Raw genomic sequence first — 16,912 nt, 5'->3', positions numbered from 1 at the left:
TACCGATGCGACGGCGGCACGGGGCCTGCGGTACCCGCGGGATGCGACCAGCCGCCGCTGCCGCGCTATTCCGATAAACACGAACACCAGGAACATCGACCAACGAATATGAATTCACTTGCTCAGCCGCGGCGCCCGGCCGCTTCGCCGATTGCCGTGGCGGTTTTTCTGCTCATCGCCGTCATTGGCCTTTACTACGTCAAGTGGTCGCCGTACTACCATCGCGCGCATGTTGCCGCAGCTACGCATGCGATCGGTTCGTCGATTCTGACCGGGGGGCAGGGCAGCGCGATCGAGTCGCCGTCGTGGCAGGCCGCGCTGCACTATGCGCTCGCTTATGGGCGCGCGATCTGGCAGGCCATGGTGCTCGGCCTGCTGCTCGGTTCCGCGGTGCAAGCCCTGTTGCCGGCGCACTGGGTGGCGCGCGCGCTCGGACGGGCAGGGCTGCGCAGCGTCGCTGCCGGCGGCCTGCTCGCGCTGCCCGGCATGATGTGCACCTGCTGCGCGGCGCCCGTCGTCGTCGGCTTGCGCAAGCGTCACGCGTCGCAGGGCGCGGCCGTGGCCTTCTGGCTCGGCAATTCCGTACTGAACCCGGCCACGCTCGTCTTCATGGGCTTCGTGCTCGGCTGGCATTGGAGCGCGCTGCGCCTCGCGCTCGGCGCGCTGCTCGTCTTCGGCGGCGGCTGGCTCGTCGATCGCACCGCAACGGCCGCCGAACGAGCCTCCGCGCGTTCGCAACTCGACGCGATGGTGCCCGCGCAGTCCGAGGGCCAATCGGTCTTCGGACGTTGGATGAAGCTGCTTGCGCAGATGGCTGTGCGGCTGATTCCCGAATACATCGCGCTCGTGCTGTTGCTCGGCGCGGCGCGCGCGCTGTTGTTCCCGCATGTCGGCCCTGAAGTCGACAACACGATCGGATGGATTCTGGCGTTTGCCGCGGCCGGCACGCTCTTCGTGATTCCGACGGCGGGCGAAGTGCCCATCGTGCAGGCGATGCTTGCGCTTGGTGTGCAGGCCGGGCCGGCCGCGGCGCTGTTGATGACGCTGCCCCCGATCAGCATCCCCTCGCTTGCCATGACGGCGCGGACGCTCGGCGCGCGCACGATTGCGACCGTGGTGCTGTCCGTGCTGGCTGTGGGGGTGCTGGCCGGCTTCATCGCGGCGACCTTGTTCTGAGCTCACGGAGACAAGCCATGAATGCCTCATCGAGTGCTGGCACGAACGTACCGCGGCTGACCGAGCTCTCGCACGGTGGCGGCTGCGGTTGCAAGATCGCGCCCGGCGTGCTCGCGGAACTGCTCAAGCGAACGACGCCGCAGCCTTTGTTTGCCGATCTCCTGGTGGGCTCCGAGACGGCCGACGATGCGGCGGTCTACCGCCTCAACGACGAACAGGCGATCGTGGCGACGACGGACTTTTTCATGCCGATAGTCGACGATCCCTACGACTTCGGACGCATCGCGGCAACGAATGCCTTGTCGGATATTTATGCGATGGGCGGCAAGCCGCTCTTTGCGCTGGCGATCGTCGGCATGCCGATCAACGTGCTGCCGCGCGAGACGATCGCCCGTGTGCTGCAAGGCGGCGAATCGATCTGCGCGGAGGCGGGCATTCCGGTCGCCGGCGGGCACTCGATCGATTCCGTCGAGCCGATCTACGGGCTTGCCGCGATCGGTGTCGTCGATCCGCGCCGGGTGCTGCGCAATGCGAGCGCGCGCGCCGCAGACGTGCTTGTGCTCGGCAAGCCGCTCGGCGTCGGGATCATGTCGGCGGCGCTGAAAAAGGGGCGCCTCGACGCAGCGGGCTACGCGGCAATGATCGCGGCGACGACGCGGCTCAACCGCCCCGGTACGGCGCTTGCCGCCTTGGAGGGTGTGCACGCGATGACCGATGTCACGGGTTTCGGCTTGCTTGGCCACCTGCTCGAGCTCTGTCGCGGCGCGGGGCTGCGTGCGCGCGTCGATTATGCGTCGCTGCCCTGGTTCGACGGCGTTGCCGCGCTGGCCGAAGCGGGGTTGGTCACGGGGGCCTCGGGGCGCAATTGGGCCGCGTACGGTGCGCAGGTCACGCTTTCACCGTCGCTGCCGCCGATCGCACAGTCGCTCCTGACCGATCCGCAGACATCGGGCGGACTGCTGGTTTCCTGCGCGCCGGACGCCGTGGAAGCGGTGCTTGCCTGCATGCGGCAGGGCGGCTTCGAGGAGGCGTCGGTGATTGGCGAGATGGCGCGCGGCGAGCCGCACGTGTTCGTGGGCTGAGCCGAGAAGCTTGCGCCCGCGGTTCGGCGTCAGCCAGTGCGCGACATAGGGCAACGAATCGGTTACAATCTCGCGCTTAACGCCTGCCAAGGCGTGCCGATGCGCGGGCGTCCTGCCCGAATCACGAAGCATCGAAAGCCGGATATCGGAAAGATGCGCGGAAAGATGCGCGGAAAGATGCGCGGAAAGATGCGCGGAAGATGCGCGGAAGATGCGCGGAAGATGCGCGGAAGATGCGCGGAAGATGCGGCGCACCTTTCCGGCTGCGAGGATGGCGAAATTGGTAGACGCACCAGGTTTAGGTCCTGACGCCAGCAATGGTGTGCGGGTTCGAGTCCCGCTCCTCGCACCATTTTTTCTTTGTTTCCCCTGTGTTGTTGCGCGACGTCGAGCCCCGTGTGGGCCGGCGTCCTGCCGTCCATCGTCCATCGTCCATAATCGGTTGCTGACACAACGAACCTGCGTGGGCGTGGTCGTCCGTGGTGCCGATACGGGGCGGGCAACGAGGTCGAAGCGCGTCGATGCTGAATTCCCCGTCTCATTGCCGAACGCGACTTTCGCGGCGCGCAGCGAGCCGCCATCTCGATTCTGCGTGCGGAGAACGACACTATGAGCAATACGAGCGATTACTCGACCGCGCGTACGCGTACGGCCGTGGTGGGCGCCGGAGCCATCGGCGGCCTGCTTGCGGCTGCGCTCGCGCAAGCAGGGCATGACGTAAGCGTGCTTGCGCGCGGCGAAACGCTTGGTGCGATCCGTGCTCATGGCATTCGCGTCGAAAGCGCAGGCGAGCAGGCACCCGGTGTGGCCGTCCGCGCGAGCGACGCCGCCACTGCGCTCGGCATGCAGGACGTGGTGATCATCGCGCTGAAGGCACAGGCGTTGCCGTCGCTTGCTGCGAGCCTGCAGTCGCTCATCGGCGAGCACACGGTCGTCGTGAGTGCAACCAACGGGCTGCCATGGTGGTTCCTCGACGGCCGCGACGGCGGGCGCATCGAGGCGGTCGATCCCGATGGAGGCGTCTCGCGCGCGTTGCCTGCGAGCCGCGCCATCGGCTGCGTCGTACATCTATCCGCATCGACTCCCGCGCCGGGCATCGTGCGCCGCGCGAGCGGCAACCGGCTCGTCGTCGGTGCCGCGCGGGCGGCGCTCGGCGAGCGTGCGCGCGAGCTGGGCGCCGCGCTCGCGGCTGGCGGGTTCGACGTCGAATTGACGGACGATATTCGATCGCAGGTCTGGGCGAAGCTCTGGGGCAACATGAACATGAACCCGCTTTCCGCATTGACGGGTTCGACGCTCGACCGGCTGCTCGACGACCCGTTCACCCATGCGCTGGCGCTGCGCATGATGGAAGAGGCCGAGGCGATCGGAGAGCATCTCGGCGTGTCGACCGGCATGTCGGCCGAAGCGCGGATGGCGGTGACGCGGCAGCTCGGCGCCGTGAAAACCTCGATGTTGCAGGATCTCGAGGCGGGCCGACCCCTCGAGATCGATCCAATCCTCGGTGTGTTCCCCGAACTGGGGCGCAAGTTCGGCGTGGTCACACCTTATTGCGACGCCGTGCTCGGGCTGCTGCGTCAGCGGGCGGCGTCTTTCGAGACGCACGGGCGGACGCATCGGGCGAGTTGACGCATACGGCGGCCGCGCGTATCGACGCGTCGCCGTAGAAGTCGAAGTCGCGCTTGCCGCCTTTGCCCGTGCTCTTTGCTCGTTGTTAAACGGCGTCGGTGAATGCGCTGGCGATGACCTTGTCCAGCGCGCGGCCGAGCGCGGCTTTTTCCTCCTCGCGAAGACAGCTGAAGAGATCGGCATTCCATTTGCGCGCGATCGGCATGACTTTGCGATAGAGCGCACGCCCTTCGGCGGTCAGCGAGACGAGCACGATGCGCCCGTCGTCGTTGCTGGCCTCGCGTTGCATGAGCTTGCGCCGGATCAGTGCCTCCGCCGCGCGGCTCGCCTGGCTCTTGTCGAGATTCGCATGCTTGGCCAGGTCCATGATCGAGAACGGCCCGAACGAGCCGACCGAAGCGATCACGCGCGCCTCGGGCAACGTGATGCCGAGTTTCGCCTGATAGCGTTCGCTGATGCCGCGCTCGGAAAGCTTGTTGAGAACGTGCATCCGGTAGGTCAGGAATTGTTCGAGACCGGCTGTGGCAGCCTTCATCCATTGCTCCGAAAAGCCCCGGGCCGGCGGCGGGGGGCGCAGGTGGTTTTCATGTGCGGATGCCCGGTGCGTCGCGTTCAGGCTTCGCCGGCGCCATACCGTAAGCGTGTGAGTTGCTCCGCCTCGTTGGAGAGCAGGCGTGCGGCGTCGCGAATTGCGACGTCGAGTGTGATCGGGCCCGGTGCCGGCGAGAAACACCCGGTGAAATGTGCCGACAAGGCCGGCAGCGCGGCCGGGTCGACGCCGCCCGAGAGCAGCGATGCCGGCACTCCCGCCGCGCGCGCATGGCGGCAGGCGACATAAGGCGCCTTGCCGCGCAGCGTTTGCGCGTCGGAGCGGCCCTCGCCGGTAATGAGCCAGCTCGCGCCGTCGAGTGCGGCATCGAGCCCCACCTGGCTCGCGACGACTTCGGCGCCGGGCTCGAACCTGGCGCCAAGCAGCCGCAGCGCGAAGCCAAGCCCCCCCGCTGCGCCGGAACCCGGCAGATCGCGTACGGCGCGGCCGAGCGCGGCTTCGGCCAGTGCGGCGAAACGCGCGAGCGTGGCGTCGATCTCGGCGATATGGGCCGGCTGCACGCCTTTTTGCGGGCCGAAGACCGCCGTCGCGCCGTGCTCGCCCGTGAGCGGGTTATCCACGTCCGACATGGCGACGAACGTGGCGCTCGCGAGGCGCGCATCGAGCATCGAAGCATCTACGCGCGCGAGCCGTGCGAGCCCGGCCGGCGTCGGTTCCAGTGCGTGATCGGCTTCGTCGAAAAGCCGCAACCCTAGCCCGACGAGCAGCCCCGCGCCGCCGTCGTTGGTACTGCTGCCGCCCAGCGCGACAAAAAAGCGCGTGACGCCCGCATCGAGCAGCGCGCGAACGGCCTCGCCCATGCCGCGTGTGCCGCGCGCCGTCACGGGCTCGCGCATCGCGACGGCGTCGGTGATGCCGACGATCTCGGCTGTCTCCACCACGGCGCTGCCGTCGGGCAGAATGCCGACCGCGGCGTCGCGCTCGACCCCGCTCGCGCCGCGCACCCGGAGGACCCGCCGTTCGCCGCCGCGCGCGAGCATGGCGTCGAGCGTGCCTTCGCCGCCATCGGCCATCGGTGCGAGCCGCACGACGGCATCGGCGCGAGCGCGGCGCACACCGGCGGCGATGGCCTCGGCTACCGCTTGGGCGCTGAGCGACCCCTTGAACGAGTCGGGAGCGATCACGACGATCGGCGCGGGCAGCGGGCTGGGCATGGTGTCTCCGAAATTGAATCGATCGATTGTCGGGGCCGGACGCGTGCCGGCGTGTCGGCCGACAGCTTAGCAGCGCCATCGGGCGAGCGGATAGCGCATTGGGGATTGTCGGGAGGGGACGGAGACGAGGCACGCGGCGAAGGCGGCCTTTTTGCGGCAAATGCCGCGTGCCGGGCTCGGCACGGCAATAGTTTGCTAGAATACTCGATTCTTCCGATCCGACCCGTGCCGCCGGCTGCCAGCCGGGAACACTGCGGGGAACACGGCGAACCTGGTGATGCGGCACCCGTTTCGCACGACGTTTCGTAGCGGGCACGGCCAAGAAAACCCGATTCGCATGATCATTTAGGACGATTGAAGCCATGGCTAACGTTGTTGAAAACCTCGGCAAGCTCGAGCGCCGCGTGACGATTTCCCTGCCGAAGGATGCGGTACAAAAAGAAATCGAGTCCCGTATCCGTCAGATCGCGAAGAACGTGCGTATGCCGGGCTTCCGTCCGGGCAAGGTGCCGCTCAAGATGGTCACGCAGCAGTACGCCGGCCAGGTAGAGGCCGAGGTGCTGAGCGACAAGGTCGGCAAGCAGTTCTTCGACATCAGCCGCACCGAGAACCTGCGCGTGGCGGGCCAGCCGAGCTTCAGCCCGAAGGAAAACGCGGGCGACGACGCTTACGCGTTCGACGCCACGTTCGAGGTATACCCTGAGGTCGCCATTGGCGATCTGGCCGCGGCCGAAGTCGAACGTACGACCACGACGATTGGCGACGCTGAAGTCGACCGTACGCTCGACATCCTGCGCAAGCAGCGCGTGCATTACCACGCGCGCGGCGAGGGCGGCGAGCATGGCGACGGCGGTGCCGACCAGGCGGCGCAAAGCGGTGACCGCGTGACGGTCGATTTCGTCGGCAAGCTCGACGGCGAGGCATTCGCGGGCGGCAGCGCCGAAGATTTCTCGTTCGTGCTCGGCGAAGGCCGGATGCTGCCCGAATTCGAACAGGCGGCTACGGGCCTGAAAGTGGGCGAGTCGCGCGAGTTCGATCTCAAGTTCCCCGAGGATTACCACGGCAAGGAAGTGGCAGGGAAGACGGCACAGTTCACGATCACGATGAAGAAGGTCGAGTGGCCGCACCTGCCGGAGGTCGACGGCGATTTCGCCAAGTCCCTCGGCATTGCCGACGGCGATATGGCCAAGATGCGCGCGGAGATCAAGGAAAACCTCGAGCGCGAGGCGAAGCGCCGCACGCAGACGATCGTGAAAAACCAGGTCATGGACGCGCTGCTGAAGATTTCGGAACTCGAGGTGCCGAAGGCACTGATCGAACAGGACCAGGAGCGCCTCGTGGAAATGGCGCGTCAGGACCTCGTGCAGCGCGGCGTGCCCAATGCGGCCAGCGCACCGATCCCGGCCGAAATGTTCAAGGAGCAGGCCGAGCGCCGCGTCAAGCTGGGCCTCGTACTCGCCGAACTCGTGAAGGCCAATGGCCTCGAAGCCAAGCCGGAGCAGATCCGTGCCGAAGTCGAGGAATTCGCGAAAAGCTACGAAGACCCGAAAGAAGTCATCCGCTGGTATTATTCCAACAAGCAGCGCCTGGCCGAAATGGAAGCCTACGTCGTGGAGAGCAACGTCGTGGAGTTCGTGCTCGGCAAGGCCAAGGTGACGGACAAGGAAGTCAGCTTCGAAGCATTGGCGAGCGCCTCGGCGCAAGCGTAAGGCATCGCCTCGAGCGGCGTGCGGGCTGTCGGAGCGGCGGCCCCACGCCGTTTTTGCGTCGGCGCGCGGCAGGGCCGCCGCGGCCGGCGGCTATCCGGGACCATTCCGAACAAGGAACCATTGCATGACCTTTCGCGCTCAATTGCTGGACACGTTGGCTTCCCAGGCACCGCGGGATCTGGAAACGCAGGCGTTGGGAGCCCAGGCGCTGGGGCTCGTGCCGATCGTCGTGGAAACGAGCGGCCGGGGAGAGCGTTCGTACGACATTTATTCGCGCCTTTTGAAGGAGCGCGTCGTCTTCATGGTCGGGGAAGTCAACGACCAGACGGCGAACCTCGTCGTGGCGCAGCTCCTTTTCCTCGAGAGCGAGAATCCCGACAAGGACATCAACCTGTACATCAACAGTCCGGGCGGCTCGGTTTCGGCCGGCATGGCGATCTACGACACCATGCAGTTCATCAAGCCTGACGTATCGACACTGTGCATGGGTCTTGCGGCGAGCATGGGTGCGTTTCTGCTGGCATCGGGCGCGAAGGGTAAGCGCTTTGCGTTGCCGAACGCCCGTGTGATGATCCACCAGCCGCTCGGCGGCGCGCGTGGCCAGGCGTCGGACATCGAGATCCAGGCACGCGAAATCCTCTATTTGAGGGAGCGACTCAACCACTTGCTCGCGCAGCATACGGGCCAGTCGGTCGAGCGGATTGCACGCGATACCGACCGCGACAACTTCATGTCGGGCGAGGACGCCCAGGCTTACGGACTGATCGACCAGGTCCTGCACAAGCGTTCGTGAAGGGGGCGCGCTCGCGCGCGTGCGCGCCATTTCGCACAATGGGTGTAGACGCCGGCTCAAGCGGTGTTATAAATGGTCGATAATAGCTACAGGCGCTGAAGGCAGGAACGCGAACACGTGTTTTTGCCTGCGTCATCCGGCCCCGAATTGGGGTGGATGAGGCGTTGCCTGGTCATTGGGAGTGTCCGGAGGCTCGTATATCCATGGCGGACAAAAAAGGTTCGAACAGCGAAAAGCTGTTGTATTGCTCGTTTTGCGGAAAGAGCCAGCATGAGGTCAAGAAGCTGATTGCCGGCCCGTCGGTGTTCATCTGCGATGAATGCATCGACTTGTGCAACGAGATCATTCGCGATGAAGCCGCGGGTGCAGGCACGGACTCCGGCTTGTCGAAGTCCGACCTGCCGAGCCCGCAGGAGATTCGCGACATCCTCGATCAGTACGTGATCGGGCAGGAGCGCGCGAAGAAGATTCTCGCGGTTGCGGTCTACAATCACTACAAGCGGCTCAAGCACCTCGACAAGAAAGACGACATCGAGCTTTCGAAGAGCAACATCCTGCTCATCGGGCCGACCGGCTCGGGCAAGACGCTGCTCGCGCAAACGCTCGCGCGCCTGCTCAACGTGCCGTTCGTCATCGCCGACGCGACGACGCTCACGGAGGCCGGCTATGTTGGCGAGGATGTCGAGAACATCATCCAAAAGCTGTTGCAAAACTGTAATTACGAAGTCGACAAGGCCCAGCGCGGCATCGTCTACATCGACGAGATCGACAAGATCAGCCGCAAGTCGGACAACCCGTCGATCACGCGTGACGTGTCGGGCGAGGGCGTGCAGCAGGCGCTGTTAAAGCTCGTCGAGGGCACAATGGCGTCGGTGCCGCCGCAGGGCGGACGCAAGCACCCGAACCAGGACTTCATCCAGGTCGATACCACCAACATCCTCTTCGTCTGCGGCGGCGCGTTCGACGGCCTCGAGAAGGTCATCACGGACCGCACGGAGAAGACGGGCATCGGCTTCGGTGCGACCGTGAAGAGCAAGCAGGAGCGCGATGCCGGCGAAGTGCTGCGCGAGGTCGAACCCGAGGATCTGATCAAATTCGGTTTGATCCCCGAGCTGATCGGGCGCCTGCCGGTGGTCGCGACGCTCGGCAAGCTCGACGAAGCTGCGCTGATGAAGATCCTGGTCGAGCCGAAGAACGCGCTCGTCAAGCAGTACCACAAACTTTTCGCGATGGAGCGCGTGGAACTGGAAATCCGTCCGGATGCCCTGCAAGCCGTGGCGCGCAAGGCCATCCGCCGCAAGACGGGGGCGCGCGGGCTGCGCTCCATTCTGGAACAGGCATTGCTCGACGTGATGTATGAGTTGCCGACGATGAAGGGAGTCAGCAAGGTCATCATCGACGACAACGTCATCGACGGTGACGGAAAGCCGCTCCTGATCTACGAGGAAGCCCCGAAGGTTGCGGGCTCGAATTGATTGATCGGCCTCAAGGTTTTCTGTGAAACAGCCGTTCATGGCAACGTGAACGGCTTTTTTCGTTTATCTTGTGGGTAACACTGACTGCTTCGACAGGTGAACTGAACTTTTTCCCACTCGCACAGGCTTGCAATCCGCATCGCGGGCCTCAACTACCGAATGTTCTGATTCCACTCATGGGGAAATGAAAATGTCAGGAACCCAACTCCTCCCTCCGGAGCGCATTACGCTCCCGCTGCTGCCTTTGCGAGACGTTGTCGTTTTCCCGCATATGGTGATTCCCCTTTTCGTGGGGCGGCCGAAGTCCATCAAGGCGCTCGAGGTTGCCATGGAGGGCGGCAAGCACATCATGCTCGTCGCGCAAAAGACGGCGGCCAAGGATGAGCCGACCGAGAAAGACATGTACGAAGTAGGATGTATCGCCAACATCCTGCAAATGCTGAAGCTGCCGGACGGCACCGTGAAGGTGCTCGTCGAGGGGCTGCAGCGTGCGAAGACGCTTTCGATCGAAGAGCAGGAGACGCAGTTCTCGTGCGAGGTCATGCCGCTCGAGCCGGATCACGCCGATAACGCGGAGACCGAAGCGCTGCGCCGCGCGATCGTCTCGCAGTTCGATCAGTACGTGAAGCTGAACAAGAAGATCCCGCCCGAGATCCTGACTTCGCTCGCCGGTATCGACGAAGCGGGGCGTCTGGCCGATACGATTGCGGCCCATCTGCCGCTCAAGCTCGACCAGAAGCAGCACATTCTCGAGATGTTCCCGGTCGTGGAGCGGCTCGAGCACCTGCTTGCGCAGCTCGAGGCCGAAATCGATATTCTTCAGGTGGAAAAGCGTATCCGCGGGCGTGTGAAGCGCCAGATGGAGAAGAGCCAGCGCGAGTACTACCTGAACGAGCAGGTCAAGGCGATTCAGAAGGAACTCGGCGAGGGCGAGGAAGGCGCGGATCTCGAGGAACTCGAAAAGCGGATCGAGGCAGCGCGCATGCCCAAGGAGGCCAAGAAGAAGGCCGACGCGGAGCTGAAGAAGCTGAAGCTGATGTCGCCGATGTCGGCCGAGGCCACCGTCGTGCGCAATTACATCGATACGCTGATCGGGCTGCCGTGGCGCAAGAAGAGCAAGGTCAACAACGACCTTTCGAATGCCGAGCGTGTGCTCGACGAAGACCACTACGGTCTCGAGAAGGTGAAGGAACGCATTCTCGAGTACCTCGCGGTGCAGCAGCGTGTCGACAAGGTGAAGGCGCCGATCCTGTGCCTCGTGGGGCCTCCGGGCGTCGGTAAGACGTCGCTGGGCCAGTCCATCGCACGCGCGACGAACCGCAAGTTCGTGCGCATGGCGCTGGGCGGGGTGCGCGACGAGGCCGAGATTCGCGGCCACCGTCGCACCTACATCGGCTCGATGCCGGGCAAGATCCTGCAGAGCCTGACGAAGGTCGGCGTGCGCAACCCGCTCTTCCTGCTCGACGAAGTCGACAAGATGGGCATGGATTTCCGCGGCGATCCTTCGTCGGCGCTGCTCGAAGTGCTCGACCCCGAACAGAACCACACGTTCGCCGACCACTATGTGGAAGTCGACTTCGACCTGTCGGACGTGATGTTCGTCGCGACGTCGAACTCGCTGAACATTCCGCCTCCGCTGCTCGACCGGATGGAAGTGATCCGGCTGTCTGGCTATACCGAGGATGAGAAGGTCAGCATCGCGCAACGCTATCTGCTGCCGAAGCAGAAGAAGAACAACGGCCTGCGCGACGGCGAGATCGACGTGACCGAGTCTGCGATCCGCGACATCATCCGCTACTACACGCGCGAAGCCGGTGTGCGTTCGCTCGAGCGGGAAGTGTCGAAGATCTGCCGCAAGGTCGTGAAGATGTTACTGCTGAAGAAGGCCGACAGTGCCGTGAAGGTGGACGGCGAAAACCTCGACACCTTCCTGGGCGTGCGCAAGTACGACTTCGGCCTGGCGGCGAAGCAAAACCAGATCGGTCAGGTCACGGGCCTTGCCTGGACGGAGGTCGGCGGCGATTTGCTGACGATCGAAGCGGCGGTGATGCCGGGCAAGGGCAATGTGATCCGCACCGGTTCGCTCGGCGACGTCATGAAGGAGTCCGTCGAGGCGGCCCGTTCGGTGGTGCGCTCGCGCTCGCGCCGTCTCGGTGTGAAGGACGAGGCGTTCGAGAAGCAGGACATCCACATCCACGTGCCCGAGGGCGCGACGCCGAAGGACGGTCCGTCTGCCGGTATCGCGATGACGACGGCGCTCGTGTCGGTGCTGACGGGCATTCCGGTGCGCGCCGATGTCGCGATGACGGGGGAGATCACGCTGCGCGGCGAAGTGTTGCCGATCGGTGGGCTCAAGGAGAAGCTGCTGGCCGCGCACCGTGGCGGCATCAAGCTCGTGCTGATCCCGGAAGAGAACGTGAAGGACTTGACCGAGATCCCCGACAACGTGAAAAACGCGATCGAGATCGTGCCGGTGCGCTGGATCGATCGTGTGCTCGAGCTTGCGCTGGAGCGCGTGCCGGAAGCACTGCCCGAGGAAGAGCCCAAGGCCGCTCCGGTGGCTGAGCCCGCGAAGGACGCGGCGACGAGCGAAGTCGTCAAGCACTGAACCTGCGAGCGACCGAGCCGCCGTGGCGGCTCGACGCCCGACCCGAACCCGCGGATGCGACTGCTCCGCGGGTTTTTTCTTTTCCACTGCGGCGCCAGACTACGAAGATCGGGCCGATCCCGGTTGACACCTGTGTTTCGGCTACTTTAAATGAGCGGGCTCAGCGCCTGGCGCCGGGCGGCGCCAGGGGGCGCAAGTTTGGAATGCCAATATTCATTCTCGGGGGTTTGGATGAACAAGACGGAATTGATCGACCACATCGCGGAACAAGCGGATTTATCGAAAGCGGCGGCAGGGCGCGCGCTCGACGCCGTCATCGCCGGCGTCAAGAACACCTTGAAAAAGGGCGGCTCGGTGACGCTTGTGGGCTTCGGCACGTTCGCGGTCGGCAAGCGCACCGCGCGTACGGGCCGCAATCCGCGCACCGGAGCGGCGATCAAGATCAAGGCCGCCAAGGTTCCGAAATTTAAGCCTGGCAAAGCACTGAAAGATGCGCTAAACTAGCGGGCTCGCTGGTTAGGAAGCCCTGTAACGCACAAGTTGCCGATCAAGGTCGCTGACAAGGCTATTACAAGGCACCAATCAGCAAAATCAGCGAACGATGTCAGCCGTGCATCACACTGGCATCGGAAGCGCGAACGGGTGCTTAGCTCAGTTGGTAGAGCGGCGCCCTTACAAGGCGTAGGTCGGGAGTTCGAGCCTCTCAGCACCCACCATTTTCCGTTCGCGACCAAGGTTGGAGGCCGCTTCGCCGGTCTCGCGCTGCAGGCAGTATCGAATAGAACCCGCATAGCCGTCGATGGCGTGCGGGTTTTGTTTTTTCTGCTGCATAACGCTTGGGCCGGAATATTTCACCAGCTGTTTCCCCATCCGACGCAACTTCACCGAGCCTTTCTATCAAGGCGGCACGTGCTATTCAAGCTTGACGGTTAAACCTTACGGCTATGAGCGCTGAATATCGATTCAGTGCACCTGCTAACAATTCGCTTTCATGTGATGTATTATCGCGAAAGCATTTGAGAGGGGGCGCCAAGCGAAGCGGTAACGAGCGGCCACTACCCGTGTAATCGATGCTGTGACGGCTGTACCCAAAAGGAGAGGACAGATGAGGAGACCGTCTTTTTCCGCCGCCTGGGCGGCTTCGATGCGAATCTACGATCCCGCGAACGCAGCGGGCCGAGTGGCGCAGGTAATCGGTGGCTATGTCGAAAAAAATATCAACAATCCCGATCCTAAGCAGCGGTGGAGCAACACCTGCGCCGTGCGGATGAGCTACATTCTGAACGAATCCGGGTTCGCCATTCCCGGATTGCCTGGCCAGACTGTTTCTGGTGCGGATAAGCGCCAGTATTTCTTCCGCGTTAAAGATCTTATTGCATTCCTCCGGGGACGGTGGGGACAGCCGGAAGTCATCAGCTATCCGCCATCGGGCGGCGGTGCACTGGCAGGCAAAAGAGGTCTCGTTTTGTTCGAAGTCAGTGGATGGACAGACGCCGCGGGTCACGCGACCCTGTTCGACGGCAAGACATGCTATGACCATTGTTATTTCAACGAGCCCGAGGCAAGGTATCGCACCGACCGTGCGAATTTCTGGAGCTTGCCGTGAACAAGGCCATGATCGGGGCCGCTCTTTCGGCCGCGGCACTTCTGACCGCATTGGCGAGCGACGCGAAGGACATCGCGCATTCTTCTCCTGAAGCGGCAACGCGAACGTACGCGCAGAACTTCAAAGACATGGTCTTGGCCACCTGTATCGCCAATGCATACAAGGGCGACCAACGTGCCGCTGTCGACGCCGGAAGCAGCGTGAGCGCGTTGCGCGATTGGACCTATTACGATCTTGAAAAGAGTCCGGATGTAATACGCGCATTAGTGGATCGTTATTTGGCGCGTGATTATCGTAATCCACTGGCGGAATCGGAAACGAAAGATGTGAAGTTCGATTTTCTCAAGTGCCTGGATCTTTACCACAGCCGGGAATTGGAGCAACAAGCCAAACGCCTTGTCATCAATCCGCGCCATACTTACAGGCAGGACAATCCCGTGCCGCTCGACCGGAAGTAGTTTCGGTCGCAGGCGGGGCGAATCTAGAAAAACAACCCGCCCAAGCTCGAGGACGAAGCCGATCTCAGCGGACAGAAACGTGACGCGCGACCTTTATGGGGCGATCTCGCCGACCGCCTCTGGGCGGTCGCCCGGGCAGTAATGGCGTCCTGCCTGGACGGCCCCCCTTGGTCAGGCTCTCGGCTGTTGGGGCGTTTGCGGGTGACCGGTTCGACGCGGTGTCCGCTCGGGCAAGGCCTGGGGGCGGCGGGACGTCGCTCGCCTGGCCCAGCGTCGAGAGCCCATACACGTGCACGACTGTCGATTTCAGTCGATCGCTGCGGCAGATTCTGCGGATCGGGCTCCTCTTCGCCGCAGCCGTTGCCGATGTGCGACGCAAGATGAGTCATGGTTGCCGGGCAGGCGCAATAGACTATTCTCGCTCACCAACCAACAGGAGAAGCTTCCGTGAAATTGACCGACTTCGATACGCTGACGTTCGACTGCTATGGCACGCTGATCGACTGGGAATCGGGCATCTTCGAGGGGTTGCGACCGCTGCTCGATCGCGTGAAAACGCCGCTCTCGCGCGATCAGGTGCTCGAGGCTCATGCTCGCCATGAATCCTCGCAGCAGTTGTATACGCCGGGCAAGCGGTACCAGGAACTGCTGCCGATCGTCTACAAACGCGTGGCGGAGGAATGGGGCGTGCCTTTCACGCATGAGGAGTGCGTGGCATACGGGCGGTCGATTCGCAACTGGCCCGCATTCGACGACTCGGCGGCCGCGCTTCAGTATCTGAAGCAGCACTACAGGCTCGTGATTCTCTCGAACATCGACAACGAGAGCTTTACCTACAGCAATGCCAAGCTTCGGGTCGAATTCGACGCGATCATCACAGCCGAAGACGTGGGTGCGTACAAGCCGTCGCCGCGCAACTTCGAGTACATGCTCGATAAACTGGGTGCCCGCGGTATCAGGAAGGAGCGCATCCTTCACACGGCGGAAAGCCTTTTTCACGACCACAGGCCCGCGAATGCGTTCGGCCTTGCATCGTGCTGGATCTATCGTCGCCACTCGCAAGAGGGGTTCGGCGCAACGATGAACCCGGGCGAACAGCCGGCGGTCAATTTCCGGTTCAACAGCATGGCGGAACTCGCGAAGGCGCATCAGGAAGCGCTGCTGCAGCCATAAGCACCGCCGGCTGTTGCCACTCATGGGGCCGGTTCGTTGTCTGCGCACCGGTTTCAGTAAGGCGTGACATGCAGGCCATCGCATCATTCGTGAGACCCGGAACATGCACAGCAAGGAGTCGCGCATGCGACTGACGGATTTCAAGGCGCTGACCTTCGATTGCTACGGAACGCTGATCGACTGGGAGTCGGGCATCGTTGCGAGCCTGTCGGCATTGACCTCGTCTCTTCAGTGCGCACCGGCACGCGACGCGGTGCTGGAGGCGCACGCCCGTCACGAGTCCTACCAGCAGATCGCGACCCCCGACATGCCATATGACCGGTTGCTCGCAGTCGTCTATAAGCGGCTGGCGGAAGAGTGGGGCGCGGCCTATACGCATGAGCAGGCAGTGGCGTACGGGAGATCGGTGCGTGACTGGCCCGCCTTTCCCGATTCGACGAGCACGCTTCAATACTTGAAAAAGTACTTCAAGCTGGTGGTCATATCGAACGTCGACAACGACAATTTCGCCCATACGCAGGCCACGCTGCAGGTCCCGCTCGACGCCGTGGTCACCGCGGAGGACGTGGGCACCTATAAGCCGTCGAACCGGAATTTCGAATATATGTTGGATGTGCTCTCGGTACTCGGTGTCAGAAAACACGAGATTTTGCACGTGGCGGACAGCATGTACCACGATCACGAGCCGGCCAATCGGCTCGGCATCCGGTCTTGCTGGATTCATCGGCGATTCGAGCAGCGGGGGCTTGGCGCGACGATCCGTACGCTTGCCGAGCCGACCGTCGATTTCAAGTTCACCAGCATGGCGCAATTCGTCAAGGCGCACCACGAAGCGCTTGCCTGAGCGCTGTGCAAAGCCGGTTCGCACGCCGATTCGAGAATAGAGCGATATGAGCACCCGAGCGAAACTCGACCGGATCGACATCAAGATCCTCGCCGAGCTGCAGAGAAACGGCAACACCACGAATGCGAACCTCGCCGCAGCCGTGGGTCTGTCGGCCAGCCCGTGCCTGCAGCGTGTCAAGCGTCTGGAAGCGGCGGGCGTGATCTCGGGATACGGTGCCCATATCAACATGGCCAAGCTGACGAACACCGTGAGCGTGTTTACCGAGGTCATGCTTCGCGATCATCGACGCGACGACTTCGTCCGGTTCGAGGCGAACGTACGCGACATCGACGAAATCACCGAATGCCATCTGGTGAGCGGCGGTTACGACTATTTGCTCAAATTCGTCGTGAAGGACATCGGGCATTACCAGGAAGTCGTCGAACGGCTGCTGGATCGCAATCTGGGCATCGAGAAATACTTCAGCTATATCGTGATCCGATCGCCGTTCGTCAAGCACGGTGTGCCGCTCGACAAGCTGCTGAGCGACGAAGACTGAGCCGGAAAGTACATCAAACGCCACGCCGGGCAACCCCGGTCTCGAACGGCAGCG

General features: G+C 63.2%; 15 protein-coding genes and 2 tRNA genes. 15 read left to right on the top strand and 2 right to left on the bottom strand.

Features of this window, described 5'->3' with window-relative positions:
• The first annotated feature begins 108 nt into the window (after positions 1 to 108).
• The 4 genes from U0034_RS01085 (at position 109) to U0034_RS01070 (ending at position 3,887) form a co-directional block, all read left to right on the top strand.
• Entirely contained in the window at positions 109 to 1,176 is a 1,068-nt protein-coding gene (locus U0034_RS01085) for a permease (RefSeq protein ID WP_085226344.1), read from the top strand.
• A gap of 17 nt (positions 1,177 to 1,193) precedes the next feature.
• Positions 1,194 to 2,258 (top strand): selenide, water dikinase SelD, encoded by a 1,065-nt coding sequence (selD, locus tag U0034_RS01080; RefSeq protein WP_085226346.1) that lies wholly within the window; start codon positions 1,194 to 1,196, stop codon positions 2,256 to 2,258.
• Positions 2,259 to 2,523: 265 nt separating this feature from the next.
• Positions 2,524 to 2,610 (top strand) — tRNA-Leu (locus tag U0034_RS01075).
• A 257-nt stretch (positions 2,611 to 2,867) separates the two neighbouring features.
• Positions 2,868 to 3,887, top strand: coding sequence for a 2-dehydropantoate 2-reductase (locus tag U0034_RS01070; protein ID WP_085226348.1), 1,020 nt, complete (start codon positions 2,868 to 2,870; stop codon positions 3,885 to 3,887).
• Positions 3,888 to 3,972: 85 nt separating this feature from the next.
• Here U0034_RS01070 and U0034_RS01065 read toward each other — a convergent pair whose 3' ends face one another.
• Entirely contained in the window at positions 3,973 to 4,422 is a 450-nt protein-coding gene (locus U0034_RS01065) for a MarR family winged helix-turn-helix transcriptional regulator (protein WP_085226350.1), read from the bottom strand.
• A gap of 77 nt (positions 4,423 to 4,499) precedes the next feature.
• Complete coding sequence (locus U0034_RS01060) at positions 4,500 to 5,651, bottom strand: glycerate kinase (protein WP_085226352.1); 1,152 nt, start codon at positions 5,649 to 5,651, stop codon at positions 4,500 to 4,502.
• Positions 5,652 to 6,013: 362 nt separating this feature from the next.
• Here U0034_RS01060 and tig point away from each other — a divergent pair, with 362 nt between their 5' ends.
• The 11 genes from tig (at position 6,014) to U0034_RS01005 (ending at position 16,858) form a co-directional block, all read left to right on the top strand.
• Positions 6,014 to 7,360 carry a trigger factor gene (gene tig, locus U0034_RS01055; RefSeq protein ID WP_085226354.1) on the top strand — a complete coding sequence of 449 codons (1,347 nt, stop codon included), beginning with the start codon at positions 6,014 to 6,016 and terminating at the stop codon, positions 7,358 to 7,360.
• Between the two features lie 124 nt (positions 7,361 to 7,484).
• A complete protein-coding gene (gene clpP, locus U0034_RS01050; protein ID WP_085226356.1) occupies positions 7,485 to 8,153 on the top strand; it encodes an ATP-dependent Clp endopeptidase proteolytic subunit ClpP in 669 nt (222 codons plus the stop codon).
• Positions 8,154 to 8,356: 203 nt separating this feature from the next.
• On the top strand, positions 8,357 to 9,628 hold the full coding sequence (gene clpX, locus U0034_RS01045; RefSeq protein WP_085226358.1) for an ATP-dependent Clp protease ATP-binding subunit ClpX: 1,272 nt from the start codon (positions 8,357 to 8,359) through the stop codon (positions 9,626 to 9,628).
• A gap of 190 nt (positions 9,629 to 9,818) precedes the next feature.
• Complete coding sequence (lon, locus tag U0034_RS01040; protein WP_085226517.1) at positions 9,819 to 12,236, top strand: endopeptidase La; 2,418 nt, start codon at positions 9,819 to 9,821, stop codon at positions 12,234 to 12,236.
• 231 nt (positions 12,237 to 12,467) lie between these two features.
• Positions 12,468 to 12,740, top strand: coding sequence for an HU family DNA-binding protein (locus tag U0034_RS01035; protein WP_085226360.1), 273 nt, complete (start codon positions 12,468 to 12,470; stop codon positions 12,738 to 12,740).
• Between the two features lie 136 nt (positions 12,741 to 12,876).
• Positions 12,877 to 12,952 (top strand) — tRNA-Val (locus U0034_RS01030).
• A gap of 389 nt (positions 12,953 to 13,341) precedes the next feature.
• Positions 13,342 to 13,842 carry a type VI secretion system amidase effector protein Tae4 gene (locus U0034_RS01025; protein WP_085226362.1) on the top strand — a complete coding sequence of 167 codons (501 nt, stop codon included), beginning with the start codon at positions 13,342 to 13,344 and terminating at the stop codon, positions 13,840 to 13,842.
• An 8-nt stretch (positions 13,843 to 13,850) separates the two neighbouring features.
• Positions 13,851 to 14,300, top strand: a complete 450-nt coding sequence (locus tag U0034_RS01020) for a type VI secretion system amidase immunity protein Tai4 (RefSeq protein WP_085226519.1) — start codon at positions 13,851 to 13,853, stop codon at positions 14,298 to 14,300.
• A 447-nt stretch (positions 14,301 to 14,747) separates the two neighbouring features.
• Positions 14,748 to 15,473, top strand: a complete 726-nt coding sequence (locus U0034_RS01015) for a haloacid dehalogenase type II (RefSeq protein ID WP_085226364.1) — start codon at positions 14,748 to 14,750, stop codon at positions 15,471 to 15,473.
• A gap of 124 nt (positions 15,474 to 15,597) precedes the next feature.
• A complete protein-coding gene (locus U0034_RS01010) occupies positions 15,598 to 16,317 on the top strand; it encodes a haloacid dehalogenase type II (protein WP_085226521.1) in 720 nt (239 codons plus the stop codon).
• Positions 16,318 to 16,363: 46 nt separating this feature from the next.
• On the top strand, positions 16,364 to 16,858 hold the full coding sequence (locus U0034_RS01005; protein ID WP_085226366.1) for an Lrp/AsnC family transcriptional regulator: 495 nt from the start codon (positions 16,364 to 16,366) through the stop codon (positions 16,856 to 16,858).
• Positions 16,859 to 16,912 lie beyond the last annotated feature (54 nt).

This window comes from Trinickia caryophylli, from assembly GCF_034424545.1.
GTDB classification, from domain to species: domain Bacteria; phylum Pseudomonadota; class Gammaproteobacteria; order Burkholderiales; family Burkholderiaceae; genus Trinickia; species Trinickia caryophylli.
The sequence above is the reverse complement of the archived record's forward strand: the minus strand, read 5'-3'. Positions and strand labels throughout refer to the sequence as shown.

Coding starts and splice junctions, on each gene's coding strand:
- U0034_RS01070 (WP_085226348.1), top strand. CDS start 2,868: ATGAGCAATACGAGCGATTACTCGACCGCGCGTACGCGTACGGCCGTG.
- selD (WP_085226346.1), top strand. CDS start 1,194: ATGAATGCCTCATCGAGTGCTGGCACGAACGTACCGCGGCTGACCGAG.
- clpX (WP_085226358.1), top strand. CDS start 8,357: ATGGCGGACAAAAAAGGTTCGAACAGCGAAAAGCTGTTGTATTGCTCG.
- U0034_RS01060 (WP_085226352.1), bottom strand. CDS start 5,651: ATGCCCAGCCCGCTGCCCGCGCCGATCGTCGTGATCGCTCCCGACTCG.
- lon (WP_085226517.1), top strand. CDS start 9,819: ATGTCAGGAACCCAACTCCTCCCTCCGGAGCGCATTACGCTCCCGCTG.
- U0034_RS01010 (WP_085226521.1), top strand. CDS start 15,598: ATGCGACTGACGGATTTCAAGGCGCTGACCTTCGATTGCTACGGAACG.
- U0034_RS01085 (WP_085226344.1), top strand. CDS start 109: ATGAATTCACTTGCTCAGCCGCGGCGCCCGGCCGCTTCGCCGATTGCC.
- U0034_RS01020 (WP_085226519.1), top strand. CDS start 13,851: ATGATCGGGGCCGCTCTTTCGGCCGCGGCACTTCTGACCGCATTGGCG.
- U0034_RS01005 (WP_085226366.1), top strand. CDS start 16,364: ATGAGCACCCGAGCGAAACTCGACCGGATCGACATCAAGATCCTCGCC.
- clpP (WP_085226356.1), top strand. CDS start 7,485: ATGACCTTTCGCGCTCAATTGCTGGACACGTTGGCTTCCCAGGCACCG.
- U0034_RS01035 (WP_085226360.1), top strand. CDS start 12,468: ATGAACAAGACGGAATTGATCGACCACATCGCGGAACAAGCGGATTTA.
- tig (WP_085226354.1), top strand. CDS start 6,014: ATGGCTAACGTTGTTGAAAACCTCGGCAAGCTCGAGCGCCGCGTGACG.
- U0034_RS01065 (WP_085226350.1), bottom strand. CDS start 4,422: ATGAAGGCTGCCACAGCCGGTCTCGAACAATTCCTGACCTACCGGATG.
- U0034_RS01025 (WP_085226362.1), top strand. CDS start 13,342: ATGAGGAGACCGTCTTTTTCCGCCGCCTGGGCGGCTTCGATGCGAATC.